Origin of the sequence: Burkholderia sp. A2, assembly GCF_001729305.1 — a bacterium.
In the GTDB taxonomy this organism is placed as follows: Bacteria; Pseudomonadota; Gammaproteobacteria; order Burkholderiales; family Burkholderiaceae; genus Burkholderia; species Burkholderia sola.
Map to the genome: position 1 here is coordinate 210,595 of NZ_LZXX01000091.1, position 17,236 is coordinate 227,830.

Genomic DNA, 17,236 nt, shown 5'->3' on the forward strand with positions numbered 1-17,236 from the left:
GCCCGCTTTCCTTCCTACTTCTGCGCGAGCGGCGCAGCGACCGACGGCGCGGTGGCCGCGGGCGCGGCCGCACCGGACGCCGGCACAGGCGCCGGCGCCGCCATGTCGCCGTTCTCGCGCGCCATCTCCGACACGTTCCAGCCGCCGCCGAGCGCCTTCACGAGCCCGACCGACGACACCATCCGCTGCCCGGCGATCGTCGCGAGCTTCTGCTGCGCGGTAAACGCGGTGGTTTGCGCGGTCAGCACGTTCAGGTACGCGACCGTGCCCGCCTTGTACTGGTTCGTGACGATCGCGAGCGCGTGCTCGGCGCTGTCGACGGCCTGCCGCTGCACGTCGATTTCCTGCGCGAGGATCCGCTGCGACGCGAGGTTGTCCTCGACGTCCTGGAACGCGGTGAGCACCGCGAGGCGATAGGCGGCGACGTCCTGGTCGTAGGTCGCGCGCGCGGCGTCGGTCTGCGCGGCGCGCAGCCCCGCGTCGAACAGCGTGGCCGCGAGTTGCGGGCCGACCGTCCAGAACCGTGCCGGCAGCGTGAACAGCTGCGACCACACCGAGCTCTGGAAGCCGCCGGTGGCCGACAGCGTCAGCGTGGGGAAAAACGCGGCGATCGCGACGCCGATCTGCTCGTTCGCGGCCGCCGCCCGGCGCTCGGCCGCCGCGATGTCGGGCCGGCGCTCGAGGATTGCGGACGGTACGTCGACCGGCGTGATCGGCGGCTCGGCCGCGAGCGGGTTCGGCGGCAGCGAGAAGGTCGACGCAGGCTCGCCGATCAGCGTCGCGATCGCATGCTCGTACTGCGCGCGGGCGACGCCGTTGTCGATCTGCGCGGCCTGCGCGCTCTGCAGCTGCGTCTGCGCCTGGATCACGTCCGCGCGCGCGGCGACGCCCTGCGCGTACTGGTTCTGCGTGAGCTGCAGCGAGCGTTCGTACGATTTCACGGTGTCGTCGAGCAGCTTTTGCAGCGCATCGGACGTGCGCAACTGGAAATAGGTCTGCGCGAGCAGTGCCTGCTGCGACAGCCGCGCGTTCGCGAGATCGGCCGCCGCGGCCGCTTCGCCGGCGCGCTGCGCGCTGACGGTGCGGCTCACCTTGCCCCACAGGTCGGGTTCCCAGCTGGCGTCGAGGCCGACGCTGTAGCTGTTGTTGATCGACCCGGTCGACCCGCTGCCGAAGCTCGACGACGCGCCCGACGACAGCGACGTGCGCGGCGACCGCGCGCGCGAGCCCGATGCGGTCAGCCCGACGGTCGGGAAATACGCGGCACGCGCCTCGGTGACGAGCGCGCGCGCCTGCCGGTAGGCGGCCGCCGATTGCGCGATGGTCTGGTTCGACGCGTTGAGCTTGCCGATCAGCGCATCGAGCTGCGGATCGTTGTAGACCGTCCACCACGCGCCGCGGTCGGCGCGATCGGCGGGCTGCGCGACTTTCCAGCCGGCCGGCGCTTCCTTGAAGGCGGCGGGAATCGACGTGTCGGGCCGGTGATAGTCGGGCCCGACGGCGCAGCCGGCGAGCAGCACGGCCGTCGCAATGGCGACGGCGGCGCTCAGCGGGCGAACGGCGCGCGGGAGGGGGGCGTACGGCATGGTGGTTTTCCTGTCTGGGCGTGACGGCCGGCGAGCGGCGCCGCGCGATGCGGTCGTCATGCCGCTGGCGGACAAATGGTAACTGACGGCGGGAAAGCTGCGCAGCCCTAAGGGTACGGTGCGCGGCGGCCCGGATGTGTTACCGGCGCAGCTGGCCGGTTTACCGGCCATTACGGCCGGCTTGCGGGAAAACGGACGTGCGAGCGGGCGCGCGACGCCCGCCACGCGTGACGCGGCCGGCGCTCAGGCGGGACGTTCGGGAAAGCGGCAGCGGTGCGGCGTCAGTGGCAGCGCACGGGCACCGGCACCGGGACGGACTCGGCGGCGGCCCGCCATGTCGACGGCTCCGTCACGGACGGGGCCGACTGGCTCGTGCGGCGGGCGCCGCCCTTCGCGTTGCGCTGCCGGCGATGATCGAACCATGCGAACCCGAGCGCCGCGAGCGAGCCGCCAGGCACGACCAGCATCGTCACGTACAGCGCGATCTTCCAGCCGCGGTGCGGCCCGGAAAACACATGATGAGCGGTATCGGTCAGGTTGCGGCGCAGCGCACCGGCGGCATTTTTCAGGAACAGCATCGCGAACATCCTCGGGTGCCCGGCAGCGCGGGCCAATCGGTCAGAACATAGTCTCCGGCAGTGCAACATGCACGTCGTAACTGGTTGACCTAAATAATATTGACTAAGCAATCATTTTTCAAGATACTGGGCGCGTTCAAACCCGAAACGCACTATTGCTGCGCGCGCAATCGCATGACCGGCGGCCTCTACGATCCCGACAACATCGCGCTGGAAACGAGCCTCGGCTATTACCTGTCGAAGGCGAAGCAGGCGCTCGTCGAGCGGATGGATCGTGCGCTCGAGCCGCTCGACCTCACCGCGCAGCAGATCGGCGTGATCCTGCTGCTGTCGCGCGGCTACGCGCGCACGCCGTTCGAACTGTCGCGCAAGATGTCGTACGACAGCGGGTCGATGACGCGCATGCTCGACCGACTCGAACGCAAGGGGTTGATCGCACGTGCGCGCAGCGAGCAGGACCGCCGGATGATCGAGCTGACGCTGACCGAGCGCGGCATCGAAGCCGCCCGCGCGCTGCCGTCGCTGGTCGCGACCGTGCTGAACGCGCAGCTCGAAGGCTTCTCGGCCGACGAACTGGCGACGCTCATCGGCCTGCTGCAGCGCTTCATCGCCAACGGGCCCGGTTCGACCGGCTGCCCGACGCCCGACGAACCCGGCTGCTGATGCGTACGGAGCCTCCATGTCCGGATTTAAACAATCGCTTATTTATCTGTCTGGGCAGAAGATGACAGGGCACGTGCTCCGCTTTTCCCCTTTTTCATTCCACCCGGCCGGGCCGCGCTGCGTCGCGCGCCCGTGCGTTGTGCCGGCGCGTCCCGCGCGCCGCGTCTAGGAGATTCCGATGTCCGCCACCACGGCATCCGCCCCCTCCCCCGCCGCCGAACCGGCGCCGCTGACCGGCGGCGCGCTCGCGCTGCTGACCGTCGGGCTCGCGCTCGGCACCTTCATGGAAGTGCTCGACACGTCGATCGCGAACGTCGCGGTGCCGACCATCTCGGGCAGCCTCGGCGTCGCGACGAGCGAAGGCACATGGGTGATTTCGTCGTACTCGGTCGCGTCCGCGATCGCGGTGCCGTTGACCGGCTGGCTCGCGCGGCGGGTCGGCGAGGTGCGGCTGTTCACGCTGTCGGTGCTCGCGTTCACGATCGCGTCGGCGCTGTGCGGCCTCGCGACCAACTTCGAGACGCTGATCGCGTTCCGGCTGCTGCAAGGCCTCGTGTCGGGGCCGATGGTGCCGCTGTCGCAGACGATCCTGATGCGCAGCTACCCGCCGGCGAAACGCGGGCTCGCGCTCGGGCTATGGGCGATGACGGTGATCGTCGCGCCGATCTTCGGCCCGTTGTTGGGCGGCTGGATCAGCGACAACTACACGTGGCCGTGGATCTTCTACATCAATTTGCCGATCGGCGTGTTCTCGGCGACCTGCGCGTACTTCCTGCTGCGCGGCCGCGAAACGAAGACGTCGAAGCAGCGGATCGACGCGATCGGCCTCGCGCTGCTCGTGATCGGCGTGTCGTGCCTGCAGATGATGCTCGACCTCGGCAAGGACCGCGACTGGTTCAACTCGTCGTTCATCGTCGCGCTCGCGCTGATCGCGGTCGTGTCGCTCGCGTTCATGCTCGTGTGGGAGGCGACCGAGAAGGAGCCGGTGGTCGACCTGTCGCTCTTCAAGGACCGCAACTTCGCGCTCGGCGCGCTGATCATCTCGTTCGGCTTCATGGCGTTCTTCGGCTCGGTCGTGATCTTCCCGCTGTGGTTGCAGACGGTGATGGGCTACACGGCCGGCAAGGCCGGCCTCGCGACCGCGCCGGTCGGGCTGCTCGCGCTCGTGCTGTCGCCGCTGATCGGCCGCAACATGCACCGGCTCGACCTGCGGATGGTCGCGAGCTTCGCGTTCATCGTGTTCGCGGGCGTGTCGCTGTGGAACGCGACGTTTACGCTCGACGTGCCGTTCAACCACGTGATCCTGCCGCGGCTCGTGCAGGGCATCGGCGTCGCGTGCTTCTTCGTGCCGATGACGACGATCACGCTGTCGAGCATCTCCGACGAGCGGCTCGCGAGCGCGTCGGGGCTGTCGAACTTCCTGCGCACGCTGTCCGGCGCGATCGGCACCGCGGCCAGCTCGACGTTCTGGGAGAACGACGCGATCTACCATCATGCGCGGCTGTCGGAATCGGTGAGCGTCTACGCGCAGAACACGACCGACTACCAGGGCGCGCTCGCGCAGCTCGGCATCGTCGGGCAGACGGCCAATGCGCAACTCAACCAGCTCGTCACGCAGCAGGGTTTCATGATGGCGACGAACGACTTCTTCCACCTGTCGGCGGGCGTGTTCATCGCGCTCGCGGCGCTCGTGTGGATCACGAAGCCGAAGAAGGGAGCTGGGCCGGCGATGGGGCATTGATGATCCGACGGGCGGCCATCACGGCCGCCCTTTTCGTTTCACCGTTCGCTTCATCGCCCGGCGGCCCGGCCTTCACCCCCTCGCCCGCAATCCCCCGAACGCCAGATCGTCGCCCGGCGCGAGCGGCAGCGTCGCCCGCGCGACGTCGAGCCACGCGCGCGCCGCGTGCGACAGGTAGCCCTTCTTCAGCCAGCCGAGCGCGATCGCCCACGTGATTTCGGGCTCGACGATCGGCCGGCACGTGAACTGGCCCGCGTCGAGCCGCCGGCAATACGGCTCCGGCAGCAGCGCGATGCCGACGCCCGCATGCACGAGCGCGGCCATGAAATCCCAGTGGCCGCTGCGGCTTACGATCGACGGCGTAAAACCGGCCTGCCGGCATGCATCGAGCACCGCGTCGTGCAGCGCGAGGCTTTCCGCATAGAACACGAACGATTCGCGCGCGAGATCGGCGAGCGGCACGGCCGCATGGTCCTCCCAGCGCGACTCGCGCGGCGCGACGAGCCACAGCGGCGCGCGCACCATCGGCAGCCGCTCGAACGTGCCGGGATCGACCGGCTCCAGCAGCCCGCCGAGTTCCAGCTCGCCCGACGTCAGCGCGGCCTCGATCATCCGCGCGCCCTGCTCGAACAGCTTCAGCTCGATGTTCGGGTAGCGCTGCTTGTACGCGGCGATGATCGGCGTGAACAGCGAACCGCCGAGCGGCGGGATGCCGATCGTCAGCTCGCCGCGTCCGAGCGTGCCGAGATCGTTCAGCTCCGATTGCAACTGCGCCTGCGCGGCGAGCACGTCCTGGCCGCGCTGGAACACGATCCGCCCGGCGTCGGTCAGCACCATCTGCCGGCCGTCGCGCAGCAGCAGCGGCGAACCGATCTCGTCTTCCAGCGCCTTCACCATCTTGCTGATGGTCGGCTGCGTGACGAACAGCTTGTCGGCCGCCGCGGTGAAGCTCTGCTGGCGAACCACCTCGACGAAGTACCGCAGCGCGCGCAATTCCATCGATCACTCCCCAGATTGGTGCAGCTGAATTCAAGCGAATTCCGAATTGGAATGACAAGGATAGAGACAAGTCATTTTATTTATGGTTAGGGGAAACCCTATACTGACGCCATCGACAGAAACATCTGTAGGGAGTCCCGCCATGAACAAGCCGTCCGCCACTGCCGCCGCCCGCCCTGCCGCTTCGGGCAGCCTCGCGCACACGGGCCGGATCGTGCTGCAGGCCGCCGCGCTCGGCGTGCTGTGGATGGCGGTCGACTGGGCCGTGCGCAAGGTCGGGCTGCCGATTCCGTCCGGCGTGATCGGCCTCGCGGTGCTGCTCGTGCTGCTGTTCTCGGGCCGCGTCGCACCGGCGTGGGTGAAGGACGGCGCGAACTGGCTGCTGTCCGACATGCTGCTGTTCTTCGTGCCGGCCGCCGTCGCGGCCGTGCAGTACGGCGGGCTGTTCCGCGAGGACGGCTGGCGCATCGCGCTGGTGATGCTCGCCGGCACCGCGTTCGTGATGGTCGCGGTGGCCGTCGCGGTCGATCTCGCCGCGAAGCTCGAACGCCGGCTCGCCGCGCAGCGCGTATTCGCCGAGCGCCGCCGCGCGCGCCTGAGCGCCGTCGCGCACTGAGCCGGAGCCGCTCATGCTCGCCGCACTAGCGAACCTGCCCGCCGACCGCGTGAATACCGCGATCTCCGTCGGCTGCTTCGTGCTGACGATCGTGCTGTATTTCGCGTCGAAGCGGCTCTATGCGTACAAGAAGACGCTGCTGTTCTCGCCGCTCGTGTTCGTGCCGGGCGTGCTGGTGCTGCTCGTGCTGCTGACCGGCATCCCGTATTCGGTCTACTTCCGCGACACGCGCTGGCTGATGTGGCTGCTCGGCCCGGCGACGATCGCGTTCGCGGTGCCGATCTACGACTATCGCGACCTGATCCGCCGCCACTGGCTGTCGCTGTCGGTCGGCGTTGCGGTCGGGATCGGCGCGGGCGTGTGCGGATCGCTGCTGCTCGCGAAGCTGCTGCACCTGTCGCCCGAGCTGCAGCGCTCGCTGATGACGCGCTCGGTGTCGACGCCGTTCGCGCTCGCCGTGTCGGACAAGATCCACGCGCCGAAGGACCTCACGGCCCTGTTCGTGATCGCGACCGGCATCTGCGGGATGCTGCTCGGCGAACTGGTGCTTGCACTCGTGCCGATGCGCACGCGGCTCGCGCGCGGCGCGCTGTTCGGCGCGGCCGCCCACGGCGTGGGCACCGCGAAGGCGCGCGAGATCGGCAGCGAGGAAGGCGTCGTGTCGAGCCTGACGATGATGATCGCGGGCGTCGCGATGGTGCTGATCGCGCCGCTGCTGTCGCTGCTGCCGATCTGACGATGGATGCGCGGGCGGGCGCCGCTGGCCCCCCCGCCGCGCTGCTTGCCTGAAGGCCCGGTTCCCGCCGGCCGTACTCCGCCCCGCTCCCGCCTGATCGTTTTCCCCCGCCGTTCCTGCCCCGCATCGCGCCGACATCTGGCCGACGCCCGGCCGACAATCGGCTGAGATAGCCGCAAATCCCCCCTCTTTTCCGCCCATCGGCCTCGGCCCGGATGCCGAACAATGCATGCTACGAGACATCACGCACGCATTCACATGGCCACGACTGCAACCCCGACCGCCGACAAGCCGGCTTCCTCCGGCAAGTTCAAGCGCATCGCGCTCATCGCCGTCATCGCGCTGGGCGCGGCCGCCGCCGCCGCCGGCGGCATGTACGTGTTCCTGAGCAAGGCAGGCGTCGGCCATGCGAGCGCACCCGCCGAGCCGGCGCCGCTTGCCGCGCCGGTGTTCTTCGCGCTCGACCCGCTGACCGTGAACCTGCAGTCCGACGACGGCGCGCAGCACTACCTGCGCGTCGGCCTGTCGCTGAAGCTCACCGATCCGAAGGCGCAGGAGCAGCTGACCGCGCGGATGCCGGAAATCCGCAGCCGGATCCTGCTCGCGCTGTCGAACAAGCATCCCGAGGAGCTCGCGACGCCGGACGGCAAACGTTCGCTCGCGAAGGAGCTGCGCGCGCTGATCGAGCAGCCGACCCAGCCGGGCAACCAGCGCGCGAAGGTCGACGAGGTGCTGTTCACCGAATTCGTCGTCCAGTAACGCGGCCGCGAAAGGAGCGCGTATGGGTCACCAGGAGTTCATGTCCCAGGAGGAGGTCGATGCCCTCCTCAAGGGCGTCACGGGCGAAACCGATGCGGTCGACGAGCAGCGCGACACATCGGGCGTCCGCCCCTACAACATCGCGACGCAGGAGCGGATCGTCCGCGGCCGGATGCCCGGCCTCGAGATCATCAACGACCGCTTCGCGCGCCTGCTGCGGATCGGCATCTTCAACTTCATGCGGCGCACGGCGGAAATCTCCGTCAGCCAGGTGAAGGTGCAGAAGTACAGCGAATTCACCCGCAACCTGCCGATCCCGACGAACCTGAACCTGGTGCACGTGAAGCCGCTGCGCGGCACGTCGCTGTTCGTGTTCGACCCGAACCTCGTGTTCTTCGTCGTCGACAACCTGTTCGGCGGCGACGGGCGCTTCCACACGCGCGTCGAGGGCCGCGATTTCACGGCCACCGAGCAGCGGATCATCGGCAAGCTGCTGAACCTCGTGTTCGAGCACTACACGACCGCGTGGAAGAGCGTGCGGCCGCTGCAGTTCGAATTCGTGCGCTCGGAGATGCACACGCAGTTCGCGAACGTCGCGACGCCGAACGAGATCGTGATCGTTACGCAGTTCTCGATCGAGTTCGGGCCGACGGGCGGCACGCTGCACATCTGCATGCCGTACTCGATGGTCGAGCCGATCCGCGACGTGCTCAGCTCGCCGATCCAGGGAGAGGCGCTCGAGGTCGACCGCCGCTGGGTGCGCGTGCTGTCGCAGCAGGTGCAGGCCGCCGAGGTCGAGCTGACCGCGAATCTCGCCGAGATCTCGTCGACGTTCGAGAAGATCCTGAACCTGCGCGCGGGCGACGTGCTGCCGCTCGAGATCGAGGACACGATCACCGCGAAGGTCGACGGCGTGCCGGTGATGGAATGCGGCTACGGAATTTTCAATGGTCAATATGCGTTGCGCGTGCAGAAGATGATCGGCGCGAGCGATTCGATGAAGGAAGGTGGATATGAGTGAGCTGAACCAGACGCCCGACGACGACATGCAGGCGATGGCCGATGCGGCCCTCGCGGCGTCGGCCGCCGACGCGAAGGCGCCGGCCGCGGCCGACGAAGAGCAGGGCCTCGACGACTGGGCGGCCGCGCTCGCCGAGCAGAATCAGCAGCCGGTGCCGGCGGGTGCGACGGGCGCCGGCGTGTTCCAGCCGCTGTCGAAGGCCGCGGCGAGCTCGACGCACAACGACATCGAGATGATCCTCGACATCCCGGTCAAGATGACCGTGGAGCTCGGCCGCACGAAGATCGCGATCCGCAACCTGCTGCAGCTCGCGCAGGGGTCGGTCGTCGAGCTCGACGGCATGGCCGGCGAGCCGATGGACGTGCTCGTGAACGGCTGCCTGATCGCGCAGGGCGAAGTCGTGGTCGTCAACGACAAGTTCGGTATTCGCCTCACCGACATCATCACGCCCGCCGAACGCATCCGGAAGCTGAATCGATGAACGTCGTGAAGCCCGGCCGGCGCGTGTGTCGCGCGATCGCAGCGGCGGCGCTTGCCGTCGCCGCATCGCTCGCGTGCACGCCGGCCGGCGCCGCCGACATGAACGCGGTGAACCACGCCGGTTCGATCGCGTCGAGCGTGACGGTCGGCTCGGCCGTGCCGTCGCTCGGCATCGGCGCGGTGCTGCAGACGCTCGTCGGGCTCGCGGTCGTGATCGGCCTCGTGTTCGCGTGCGCATGGCTCGCGCGCCGCTTCGGCTTTCAGCCCGCGCGACGCGGCGGCCCGCTGAAGGTCGTGTCGAGCGTCGGGCTCGGCGCGAAGGAAAGCGCGACGATCGTCGAGATCGGCGACACCTGGCTCGTGCTCGGCGTCGCGCCGGGCAACGTGCGCCTGCTGCATACGCTGCCGGCCGGTTCGGTGGCGACCGCGGAGTCGACCTCGACCGACGCACCCGCCGGCGGCAATCCGTCCGACGGCGCCCTGCCCGGCACGTTCGGCTCGCGTTTTCGCGACGCGCTCGCGGGCGAAGCCGCGAAACGCCTCGGTCGCGGCAAGGACCGCTGACATGGCGTCGCGCCCTCTTTCAGTCTCCGCATTCCGATGAAACACGCATTCCTGCGTCACGCGGCGCGCGTCGCGCCCGTGCTGATCCTCTGTCTCGCGCCCGCGCTTGCCTGCGCGCAGGCGAACGGCCTGCCCGCGTTCAACGCGAGCCCGGGCCCGCACGGCGGCACCACCTATTCGCTGAGCGTGCAGACGATGCTGCTGCTCACGATGCTGTCGTTCCTGCCGGCGATGCTGCTGATGATGACGAGCTTCACGCGCATCATCATCGTGCTGTCGCTGCTGCGCCAGGCGCTCGGCACCGCGACGACGCCGCCGAACCAGGTGCTCGTCGGGCTCGCGATGTTCCTCACCTTCTTCGTGATGTCGCCGGTGCTCGACCGTGCGTACAACGACGGCTACAAGCCCTTCTCCGACGGCTCGATGCCGATGGAGCAGGCCGTGCAGCGCGGCGTCGCGCCGTTCAAGACCTTCATGCTGAAGCAGACCCGCGAGACCGATCTCGCGCTGTTCGCGAAGATCTCGAAGGCCGCGCCGATGCAGGGCCCCGAGGACGTGCCGCTGTCGCTGCTGGTGCCCGCGTTCGTCACGAGCGAGCTGAAGACCGGCTTCCAGATCGGTTTCACGGTGTTCATCCCGTTCCTGATCATCGACATGGTCGTCGCGAGCGTGCTGATGTCGATGGGGATGATGATGGTGTCGCCGTCCACCGTGTCGCTGCCGTTCAAGCTGATGCTGTTCGTGCTCGTCGACGGCTGGCAACTGCTGATCGGCTCGCTCGCGCAGAGCTTCAGTTAAGCGGAGGAACACGCGCGATGACGCCCGAACAAGTGATGACGCTGGCGCACCAGGCGATGATGGTCGGCCTGCTGCTCGCGGCCCCGCTGCTGCTGGTCGCGCTCGCGGTCGGCCTCGTCGTGAGCCTGTTCCAGGCCGCGACGCAGATCAACGAAGCGACGCTGTCGTTCATCCCGAAGCTGCTCGCGGTCGCCGCGACGCTCGTGATCGCCGGCCCGTGGATGCTGACGACGATGCTCGACTACCTGCGGCAGACGCTGCTGCACGTCGCGACGCTCGGCGCCGGCTGAGCGGCGCGCACCGCCCCGCGGCGATGTTCTCGGTCACCTACGCGCAGCTCAACGGCTGGCTCACGGCGTTCCTGTGGCCGTTCGTGCGGATGCTCGCGCTCGTCGCGACGGCGCCCATGGTCGGCCACGCGGCGGTGCCGGTGCGCGTGAAGATCGGCGTCGCCGCGTTCATGGCGCTGGTCGTCGCGCCGACGCTCGGGGCGATGCCGGACGTCACCGTGTTTTCCGCGCAGGGTATCTGGATCCTCGTCACGCAGTTCCTGATCGGCGTCGCGATGGGTTTCACGATGCAGCTCGTATTCGCGGCCGTCGAAGCGGCCGGCGACTTCATCGGGCTGTCGATGGGGCTCGGCTTCGCGACCTTCTTCGATCCGCATTCGAATGGCGCGACACCCGCGATGGGTCGGTTCCTGAACGCGGTCGCGATGCTCGCGTTCCTCGCCGTGGACGGCCACCTGCAGGTATTCGCGGCGCTCGCCGCGTCGTTCCAGTCGCTGCCGGTGTCGGGCGACCTGCTGCACGCACCGGGCTGGCGCACGCTTGCCGCGTTCGGCGCGACCGTGTTCGAGATGGGGCTGCTGCTGTCGCTGCCGGTGGTCGTGGCGCTGCTGATCGCGAACCTCGCGCTTGGCATCCTGAACCGCGCGGCGCCGCAGATCGGCATGTACCAGATCGGCTTTCCCGTCACGCTGATCGTCGGGTTGCTGCTCGTGCAACTGATGATCCCGAACCTCGTGCCGTTCGTGTCGCATCTGTTCGACATGGGGCTCGATGCGATGGGGCGGGTGTTGATCGGGTGGCGGTAGGCGCCCTGCCGACGCCCATAGATCTTCTTCTGCCTCATGCGGGCCGCACTTTCCTTCCGCGATTCGCCCTGCGGGCACCCCGGCATTTGATTCCGACCGTGCCCTTTTTTTCGTCCTTTCCGCAGCCGCGGCGCGCCCGCCCCATGCGACAACCGGCCCGAATCCGCTTCCAGCCCGTCCGGCGGGCGATCGCGGCCGATGCGCGCGCGTTCGTCCCACATCGGCGCTTGACCTGCGCCGACCGACTCGCTAGCGTTTCGGGTTTGCCCGGGCGGCCATTGCCGCCGGTGCCGTGAGCGCGCCCGACGTCCTGGCGCGCGCGGCCGGGCTCCGATGGAAAAGACGATGCAGAAACTCGATGCGGCCAGCCCGCAGGCGATGTCGACGGATTTCACCGCCGACAACGTCGCGCGCCTGAAGGCGCTGTTCCCCGAACTCGTGACCGAAGGCCCGCACGGCGCGTCGGTCGACGTCGACGTGCTGAAGGCGCTGGTCGGCGAACGCACGGTCGGCGACGCCGACGAGCGCTACGGCTTTCACTGGCACGGCAAGCGCGCCGCGCGCCAGGCCGCGCTCACGCCGTCGACGGGCACGCTGCGGCCCTGCCCCGACGACAGCGTCGCGTGGGACGACACGCGCCATCTGATGATCGAGGGCGACAACCTCGACGTGATGAAACTGCTGCACAAGAGCTACGCCGGCAAGGTGAAGCTCGTCTACATCGACCCGCCGTACAACACCGGCAGCGATTTCGTCTATCCGGACGACTTCAGCGACAGCATCCGCCACTACCTGGCGATGACGGGCCAGACCGAAGCCGGCGTGAAGCGCAGCACCAACACCGAGGCGAACGGCCGGTTCCACACCGACTGGCTGAACATGATGTACCCGCGCCTGAAGCTCGCGCACGCGCTGCTGTCCGACGAGGGGCTGATCGCGGTGCACATCGACGAGCACGAAGTGCATGCGCTGGTCCTGATGCTGCGCGAGATCTTCGGCGAGGAAAACGAGCTCGGCGTGGCCGTGTGGGACAAGCGCAACCCGAAGGGCGACGCGCGCGGCGTCGCGTACCAGCACGAATCGCTGGTGCTGTTCGCGCGCAACGCCGAGACGCTGCTCGAACGCGCGCCGCTCAAGCGCCCGAAGCGCAACGCGCAGCGCATGCTCGACGCCGCGCACGACGCGGTGTACCGCAGCGGCAACCCGAAGGACGCGCAAAAGGCGTACCGCGCGTGGATGAAGGCGCAGACCAACCTGTCCGGCGGCGAGGTGATGTACGACCGGCTGTCGGCGGAAGGCCGCGTGTACCGCCTCGTGTCGATGGCGTGGCCGAACAAGAAGAAGGCGCCGGACGAATATTTCACGCCGCTGATCCACCCGGTCACCGGCAAGCCGTGCGCGATGCCGGCGCGCGGCTGGCGCAACCCGCCCGCGACGATGCAGGCGCTGCTCGAGCGCGGCCAGATCGAATTCGGCCCGGATGAAACCACGCAGCCGCAGCGGATCTACTACCTCGACGAGAACATGTACGAGAACGTGCCGTCCGTGCTGCCGTTCGCCGGCTCCGACGATGCGCTGCTGAAGACGCTCGGCATCCCGTTCGACCTGCCGAAGCCGGTCGACTTCGCGGCGGCCGTGATCGGCTGGTGCACGCGCGGCGACGACATCGTGCTCGACTGCTTCGCCGGCTCCGGCTCGACCGGCCACGCGGTGATGCAGGTGAACGCGACCGACGGCGGCGCGCGCCGCTATATCCTCGTGCAGTTGCCCGAGGCGCTCGATCGCCGCGACAAGACGCAGACGGCAGCCGCCGATTTCTGCGCGAAGCTGAAGAAGCCGCTGACGCTCGCCGAAATCACGAAGGAACGCCTGCGCCGCGCCGCGCAGCAGGTCGCGCGCGACTATCCGGAAAGCTATGGCGACCTCGGTTTTCGCGTGTACCGGCTCGACACGACCAACGTGATCGAGTGGGACCCGCGCCGCGACGATTTCGACCATGCGCTGTTCGCGTCCGTCGAACACGTGAAGACCGGCCGCACCGAGGACGACCTGCTCGCCGAGCTGACGCTCAAGCTCGGCCTCGACCTGTGCACGCCGGTCGAGCATCACCAGGTGGGCGGCAAGACGGTGCACCTGATCGGCCGCGCGATCGTCGCGTGCTTCGATGCGCGCATCTCGCGCGACGACGCGGGCCCGCTCGCCGACGGCATCGTCGACCTGCTGGATGCGACCGGCGCGTCGCGCGACGTCACGTGCCTGTTCCGCGACAGCGGCTTCGTCGACGACGTCGCGAAGCTCAATCTCGCCGCGCTGCTCGAACAGCACGGCGTGAAGCGCGTGCGGAGCCTGTGATGCGGCTGCATTTCGAAGCGGATCTCGACTACCAGCGCGAGGCGATCGACGCCGTTTGCGACCTGTTTCGCGGCCAGGAATCGTATCGCGGCGACTTCAGCGTACTCGCGAACGCCGCGCCCGGCACGACGGCCGCCGCGCAAGGTTCGCTCGGCTTCGCGGTGTCGGAGCAAGGCGTCGGCAACCGGCTGTCGCTGACCGACGACGCGCTCGCGCGCAATCTCGCCGACGTGCAGTTGCGCGGCGGGCTGCCGCCGTCCGGCCTGCCCGGCTCGCGCGACTTCACCGTCGAGATGGAGACAGGCACCGGCAAGACCTACGTGTACCTGCGCACGATCTTCGAGCTGAACCGCCGCTACGGCTTCACGAAATTCGTGATCGTCGTGCCGTCGATCGCGATCAAGGAAGGCGTGCACAAGACGCTGTCGATCACCGAGGATCATTTCCGCGCGCTGTACGCGGGCGTGCCGTACGACTACTTCCTGTACGACTCCGCGAAGCTCGGCCAGGTGCGCCACTTCGCGGCGAGCGCGGCGATCCAGATCATGGTGATGACGGTTGCCGCGATCAACAAGAAAGAGATCAACAATCTCTACAAGGACAGCGAGAAGACCGGCGGCGAGAAGCCGATCGACCTGATCCGCGCGACGCGGCCGATCGTGATCGTCGACGAACCGCAGAGCGTCGACGGCGGGCTCGAAGGGCGCGGGCGCGAAGCGCTCGCCGCGATGGCGCCGCTCTGCACGCTGCGCTATTCGGCCACGCACGTCGACCGGCACCACATGGTGTACCGGCTCGACGCGGTCGACGCGTACGAGCGCAAGCTCGTCAAGCAGATCGAGATCGCGTCGGCGATCGTCGAGGATGCGCACAACAAGCCGTACGTGCGGCTCGTCGGCGTGTCGAACCGGCGCGGCGCGATCAGTGCGCGCGTCGAGCTCGACGTCGCGACGGCGGCCGGCGTGAAGCGCCAGATCGTGTCGGCCACCGACGGCGACGATCTCGAGCGGCTGACGAAACGCGCGCTGTACGCGGGGCTGCGGATCGGCGAAGTGCACGCGGTCAAGGGCGCCGAATACGTCGAGCTGCGCCATCCGGAAGGCGAGGCGTTCCTGTCGCTCGGCGAGGCGTTCGGCGACATCGACACGCTCGCCGTGCAGCGCGAGATGATCCGCCGCACGATCCGCGAGCATCTCGACAAGGAATTGCGCCTCGCGGAGCGCGGCGTGAAGGTGCTGTCGCTGTTCTTCGTCGATTCGGTCGAACGCTATCGCCGCTACGACGAGAACGGCGTGCCGGTAAAGGGCGACTACGCGCTGATCTTCGAAGAGGAATATGCGCGCGCGGCGCGCGTGCCGGCCTACCGTGCGCTGTTCGACGGCGTGGACGTCGCCAAGGAAGTCGAGCGCGCACACAACGGCTACTTCTCGATCGACCGCAAGGGCGGCTGGACCGACACGAGCGAAAGCAGCGCGGCGGCCCGCGAGAACGCGGAGCGCGCGTACGGCCTGATCATGCGCGAGAAGGAAGCGCTGCTGTCGTTCGACACGCCGCTGAAGTTCATCTTCTCGCACTCGGCGCTGAAGGAAGGCTGGGACAACCCGAACGTGTTCCAGATCTGCACGCTGCGCGACATCCAGACCGAGCGCGAGCGCCGCCAGACGCTCGGCCGCGGGCTGCGCCTCGCGGTCGACCAGGACGGCGAACGCGTGCGCGACCCGGGCGTGAACACGCTGACCGTGATCGCAACCGAGCGCTACGAGTCGTTCGCGGAAAACCTGCAGAAGGAAATCGAGGCCGATACGGGCATCCGTTTCGGGATCGTCGAGGAACACCAGTTCGCGGCGCTGCCGGTGCAGGAAGACGACGGCCCCGCGCATGCGCTCGGCATCGAGCTGTCGCGCGTGCTGTGGAACCATCTGCATGAGCAGGGCTACGTCGACGCGCAGGGCAAGGTGCTCGACCGGCTGAAGGACGCGCTGCGCCAGAGCGCGCTCGTGCTGCCGGATGCGTTCGAGCGGCTGCGCGCGCCGATCGTCGCGACATTACGCAAGCTGTCGGGCCGCTTCGCGGTGCGCAACGCCGACGAGCGCCGCGCGATCGCATTGCGGCGCGATGCGTCGGGCAAGGCGGTCGTGTTCGGCGAGGAGTTTCGCGCGCTGTGGGATCGCATCCGCCACCGCACCGTGTACCGCGTCGAGTTCGACAACGCGAAGCTGGTGCGCGACTGCACGGCCGCGCTGCGCGACGCGCCGGACATCGCGCGTGCACGGCTGCAGTGGCGCAAGGCCGAGATCGACATCGGCAAGGCCGGCATCGAGGCGATCGAGGTGGCCGGCGCCGGCACGGTGCTGCTCGACGAAGGCGAATTGCCGCTGCCCGACCTGCTCACCGAGCTGCAGGACCGCACGCAGCTCACGCGCCGTTCGCTTGCGACGATCCTCGCCGACAGCGGCCGGCTCGACGATTTCCGCGTGAATCCGCAGCAGTTCATCGCGGTCGCGGCCGACGCGATCAACCGCTGCAAGCGGCTCGCGCTCGTCGCGGGCATCGCGTACCGCAAGCTCGGCGAGCGCCACGTGCATGCGCTCGAATCGTTCGAGAGCGAAGCGCTGACCGGCTACCTGCGCAACCTGCGGCTCGATGCGCGCAAGTCGATCCACGAGGCGGTCGTGTGCGAGACGGACGCGGAGCGCGCATTCGCCGATGCACTCGAAGCGCACGACGGCGTGAAGCTGTACGCGAAGCTGCCGGCGTGGTTCCGCGTGCAGACGCCGCTCGGCAGCTATCACCCGGACTGGGCCGTGCTCGCGGAACAGGACGGCGGCGAGCGGCTGTACTTCGTCGTCGATACGCCGAATGCCGACGGCCACGTGCCGAGCGAGCACCAGCGCGCGAAGCTCGCGTGCGGCGAAGCGCATTTCCGTGCGCTGGTCGACGGCGACGGCGCGGCGCGCTTCGTGCGGGTCAGGCAGCCCGATGCGTTGTTCGAACCTGCGGCGCCGCTGGCGGGCGCCGGGCGGTAAGACGAAGGGCGGCGACGAGCCGCCCATTTTTATCGGCGTGGCTCGGCCTTTATCGATCGTGCCGAGTGCCGGCAGCGCCTGTTGCTCCCGCCGGTTCTCATCTTGTCATCCGCGTGAAAGCGATCCGTATTCTCGCGGGCGGGCGCCGCGGTTACGGCTGGTTGCAAATCGGGTCGGCACGATGTTTTTACCCGCCCCGTCACGTTGCGTTTTCTCCATGA

Annotated in this window: 16 protein-coding genes; 13 read left to right on the forward strand and 3 right to left on the reverse strand. The window is 68.4% G+C overall.

The features are described 5' to 3' along the window. Nucleotides 1-14: 14 nt before the first annotated feature. Together A9Z05_RS15280 and A9Z05_RS15285 are read right to left on the reverse strand one after the other, a co-directional pair. Nucleotides 15-1,586, reverse strand: a complete 1,572-nt coding sequence (locus tag A9Z05_RS15280; protein ID WP_069618807.1) for an efflux transporter outer membrane subunit — start codon at nucleotides 1,584-1,586, stop codon at nucleotides 15-17. 281 nt (nucleotides 1,587-1,867) lie between these two features. After that, nucleotides 1,868-2,164, reverse strand: a complete 297-nt coding sequence (locus tag A9Z05_RS15285) for a multidrug ABC transporter ATPase (RefSeq protein ID WP_084044274.1) — start codon at nucleotides 2,162-2,164, stop codon at nucleotides 1,868-1,870. A gap of 174 nt (nucleotides 2,165-2,338) precedes the next feature. On the opposite strand from A9Z05_RS15285, the gene A9Z05_RS15290 reads away from it, so the two are divergent. Both A9Z05_RS15290 and A9Z05_RS15295 read left to right on the forward strand, forming a co-directional pair. Beyond that, nucleotides 2,339-2,827 (forward strand): MarR family winged helix-turn-helix transcriptional regulator, encoded by a 489-nt coding sequence (locus tag A9Z05_RS15290; RefSeq protein WP_069618809.1) that lies wholly within the window; start codon nucleotides 2,339-2,341, stop codon nucleotides 2,825-2,827. Nucleotides 2,828-3,005: 178 nt separating this feature from the next. Next, nucleotides 3,006-4,568, forward strand: a complete 1,563-nt coding sequence (locus A9Z05_RS15295) for a DHA2 family efflux MFS transporter permease subunit (protein ID WP_006491289.1) — start codon at nucleotides 3,006-3,008, stop codon at nucleotides 4,566-4,568. 72 nt (nucleotides 4,569-4,640) lie between these two features. Here A9Z05_RS15295 and A9Z05_RS15300 read toward each other — a convergent pair whose 3' ends face one another. Continuing rightward, complete coding sequence (locus tag A9Z05_RS15300; protein ID WP_069618810.1) at nucleotides 4,641-5,567, reverse strand: LysR family transcriptional regulator; 927 nt, start codon at nucleotides 5,565-5,567, stop codon at nucleotides 4,641-4,643. A 142-nt stretch (nucleotides 5,568-5,709) separates the two neighbouring features. Here A9Z05_RS15300 and A9Z05_RS15305 point away from each other — a divergent pair, with 142 nt between their 5' ends. The 11 genes from A9Z05_RS15305 to A9Z05_RS15355 all read left to right on the forward strand — a co-directional run bounded on the left by A9Z05_RS15305 (nucleotide 5,710) and on the right by A9Z05_RS15355 (nucleotide 17,015). Continuing rightward, a complete protein-coding gene (locus A9Z05_RS15305) occupies nucleotides 5,710-6,183 on the forward strand; it encodes a CidA/LrgA family protein (RefSeq protein ID WP_069618811.1) in 474 nt (157 codons plus the stop codon). A gap of 13 nt (nucleotides 6,184-6,196) precedes the next feature. Continuing rightward, on the forward strand, nucleotides 6,197-6,919 hold the full coding sequence (locus tag A9Z05_RS15310; RefSeq protein WP_069618812.1) for an LrgB family protein: 723 nt from the start codon (nucleotides 6,197-6,199) through the stop codon (nucleotides 6,917-6,919). A 258-nt stretch (nucleotides 6,920-7,177) separates the two neighbouring features. Then, the gene (fliL, locus tag A9Z05_RS15315) at nucleotides 7,178-7,678 is read left to right on the forward strand and encodes a flagellar basal body-associated protein FliL (RefSeq protein ID WP_176730209.1); all 501 of its coding nucleotides are present in this window, start codon (nucleotides 7,178-7,180) and stop codon (nucleotides 7,676-7,678) included. 22 nt (nucleotides 7,679-7,700) lie between these two features. Then, on the forward strand, nucleotides 7,701-8,699 hold the full coding sequence (gene fliM, locus A9Z05_RS15320; RefSeq protein ID WP_069618814.1) for a flagellar motor switch protein FliM: 999 nt from the start codon (nucleotides 7,701-7,703) through the stop codon (nucleotides 8,697-8,699). Then, entirely contained in the window at nucleotides 8,692-9,180 is a 489-nt protein-coding gene (gene fliN, locus A9Z05_RS15325; protein WP_069618815.1) for a flagellar motor switch protein FliN, read from the forward strand. The genes fliM and fliN overlap by 8 nt, the downstream gene beginning before the upstream one ends. Next, nucleotides 9,177-9,743 (forward strand): flagellar biosynthetic protein FliO, encoded by a 567-nt coding sequence (gene fliO / locus A9Z05_RS15330; RefSeq protein WP_069618816.1) that lies wholly within the window; start codon nucleotides 9,177-9,179, stop codon nucleotides 9,741-9,743. Before fliN ends, fliO begins: the two co-directional genes overlap by 4 nt. A 36-nt stretch (nucleotides 9,744-9,779) precedes the next feature. After that, nucleotides 9,780-10,541, forward strand: a complete 762-nt coding sequence (gene fliP / locus A9Z05_RS15335) for a flagellar type III secretion system pore protein FliP (RefSeq protein WP_069618817.1) — start codon at nucleotides 9,780-9,782, stop codon at nucleotides 10,539-10,541. 17 nt (nucleotides 10,542-10,558) lie between these two features. Continuing rightward, nucleotides 10,559-10,831 carry a flagellar biosynthesis protein FliQ gene (gene fliQ / locus A9Z05_RS15340; protein ID WP_006401718.1) on the forward strand — a complete coding sequence of 91 codons (273 nt, stop codon included), beginning with the start codon at nucleotides 10,559-10,561 and terminating at the stop codon, nucleotides 10,829-10,831. A gap of 23 nt (nucleotides 10,832-10,854) precedes the next feature. Next, nucleotides 10,855-11,637 carry a flagellar biosynthetic protein FliR gene (gene fliR, locus A9Z05_RS15345; protein WP_069618818.1) on the forward strand — a complete coding sequence of 261 codons (783 nt, stop codon included), beginning with the start codon at nucleotides 10,855-10,857 and terminating at the stop codon, nucleotides 11,635-11,637. A 333-nt stretch (nucleotides 11,638-11,970) separates the two neighbouring features. Further along, a complete protein-coding gene (locus A9Z05_RS15350; protein WP_069618819.1) occupies nucleotides 11,971-13,989 on the forward strand; it encodes a site-specific DNA-methyltransferase in 2,019 nt (672 codons plus the stop codon). Continuing rightward, nucleotides 13,989-17,015 carry a type III restriction-modification system endonuclease gene (locus A9Z05_RS15355; protein ID WP_069618820.1) on the forward strand — a complete coding sequence of 1,009 codons (3,027 nt, stop codon included), beginning with the start codon at nucleotides 13,989-13,991 and terminating at the stop codon, nucleotides 17,013-17,015. Before A9Z05_RS15350 ends, A9Z05_RS15355 begins: the two co-directional genes overlap by 1 nt. Nucleotides 17,016-17,236: the final 221 nt, after the last annotated feature.

Coding starts and splice junctions, on each gene's coding strand:
- A9Z05_RS15280 (WP_069618807.1), bottom strand. CDS start 1,586: ATGCCGTACGCCCCCCTCCCGCGCGCCGTTCGCCCGCTGAGCGCCGCC.
- A9Z05_RS15285 (WP_084044274.1), bottom strand. CDS start 2,164: ATGCTGTTCCTGAAAAATGCCGCCGGTGCGCTGCGCCGCAACCTGACC.
- A9Z05_RS15290 (WP_069618809.1), top strand. CDS start 2,339: ATGACCGGCGGCCTCTACGATCCCGACAACATCGCGCTGGAAACGAGC.
- A9Z05_RS15295 (WP_006491289.1), top strand. CDS start 3,006: ATGTCCGCCACCACGGCATCCGCCCCCTCCCCCGCCGCCGAACCGGCG.
- A9Z05_RS15300 (WP_069618810.1), bottom strand. CDS start 5,567: ATGGAATTGCGCGCGCTGCGGTACTTCGTCGAGGTGGTTCGCCAGCAG.
- A9Z05_RS15305 (WP_069618811.1), top strand. CDS start 5,710: ATGAACAAGCCGTCCGCCACTGCCGCCGCCCGCCCTGCCGCTTCGGGC.
- A9Z05_RS15310 (WP_069618812.1), top strand. CDS start 6,197: ATGCTCGCCGCACTAGCGAACCTGCCCGCCGACCGCGTGAATACCGCG.
- fliL (WP_176730209.1), top strand. CDS start 7,178: ATGGCCACGACTGCAACCCCGACCGCCGACAAGCCGGCTTCCTCCGGC.
- fliM (WP_069618814.1), top strand. CDS start 7,701: ATGGGTCACCAGGAGTTCATGTCCCAGGAGGAGGTCGATGCCCTCCTC.
- fliN (WP_069618815.1), top strand. CDS start 8,692: ATGAGTGAGCTGAACCAGACGCCCGACGACGACATGCAGGCGATGGCC.
- fliO (WP_069618816.1), top strand. CDS start 9,177: ATGAACGTCGTGAAGCCCGGCCGGCGCGTGTGTCGCGCGATCGCAGCG.
- fliP (WP_069618817.1), top strand. CDS start 9,780: ATGAAACACGCATTCCTGCGTCACGCGGCGCGCGTCGCGCCCGTGCTG.
- fliQ (WP_006401718.1), top strand. CDS start 10,559: ATGACGCCCGAACAAGTGATGACGCTGGCGCACCAGGCGATGATGGTC.
- fliR (WP_069618818.1), top strand. CDS start 10,855: ATGTTCTCGGTCACCTACGCGCAGCTCAACGGCTGGCTCACGGCGTTC.
- A9Z05_RS15350 (WP_069618819.1), top strand. CDS start 11,971: ATGGAAAAGACGATGCAGAAACTCGATGCGGCCAGCCCGCAGGCGATG.
- A9Z05_RS15355 (WP_069618820.1), top strand. CDS start 13,989: ATGCGGCTGCATTTCGAAGCGGATCTCGACTACCAGCGCGAGGCGATC.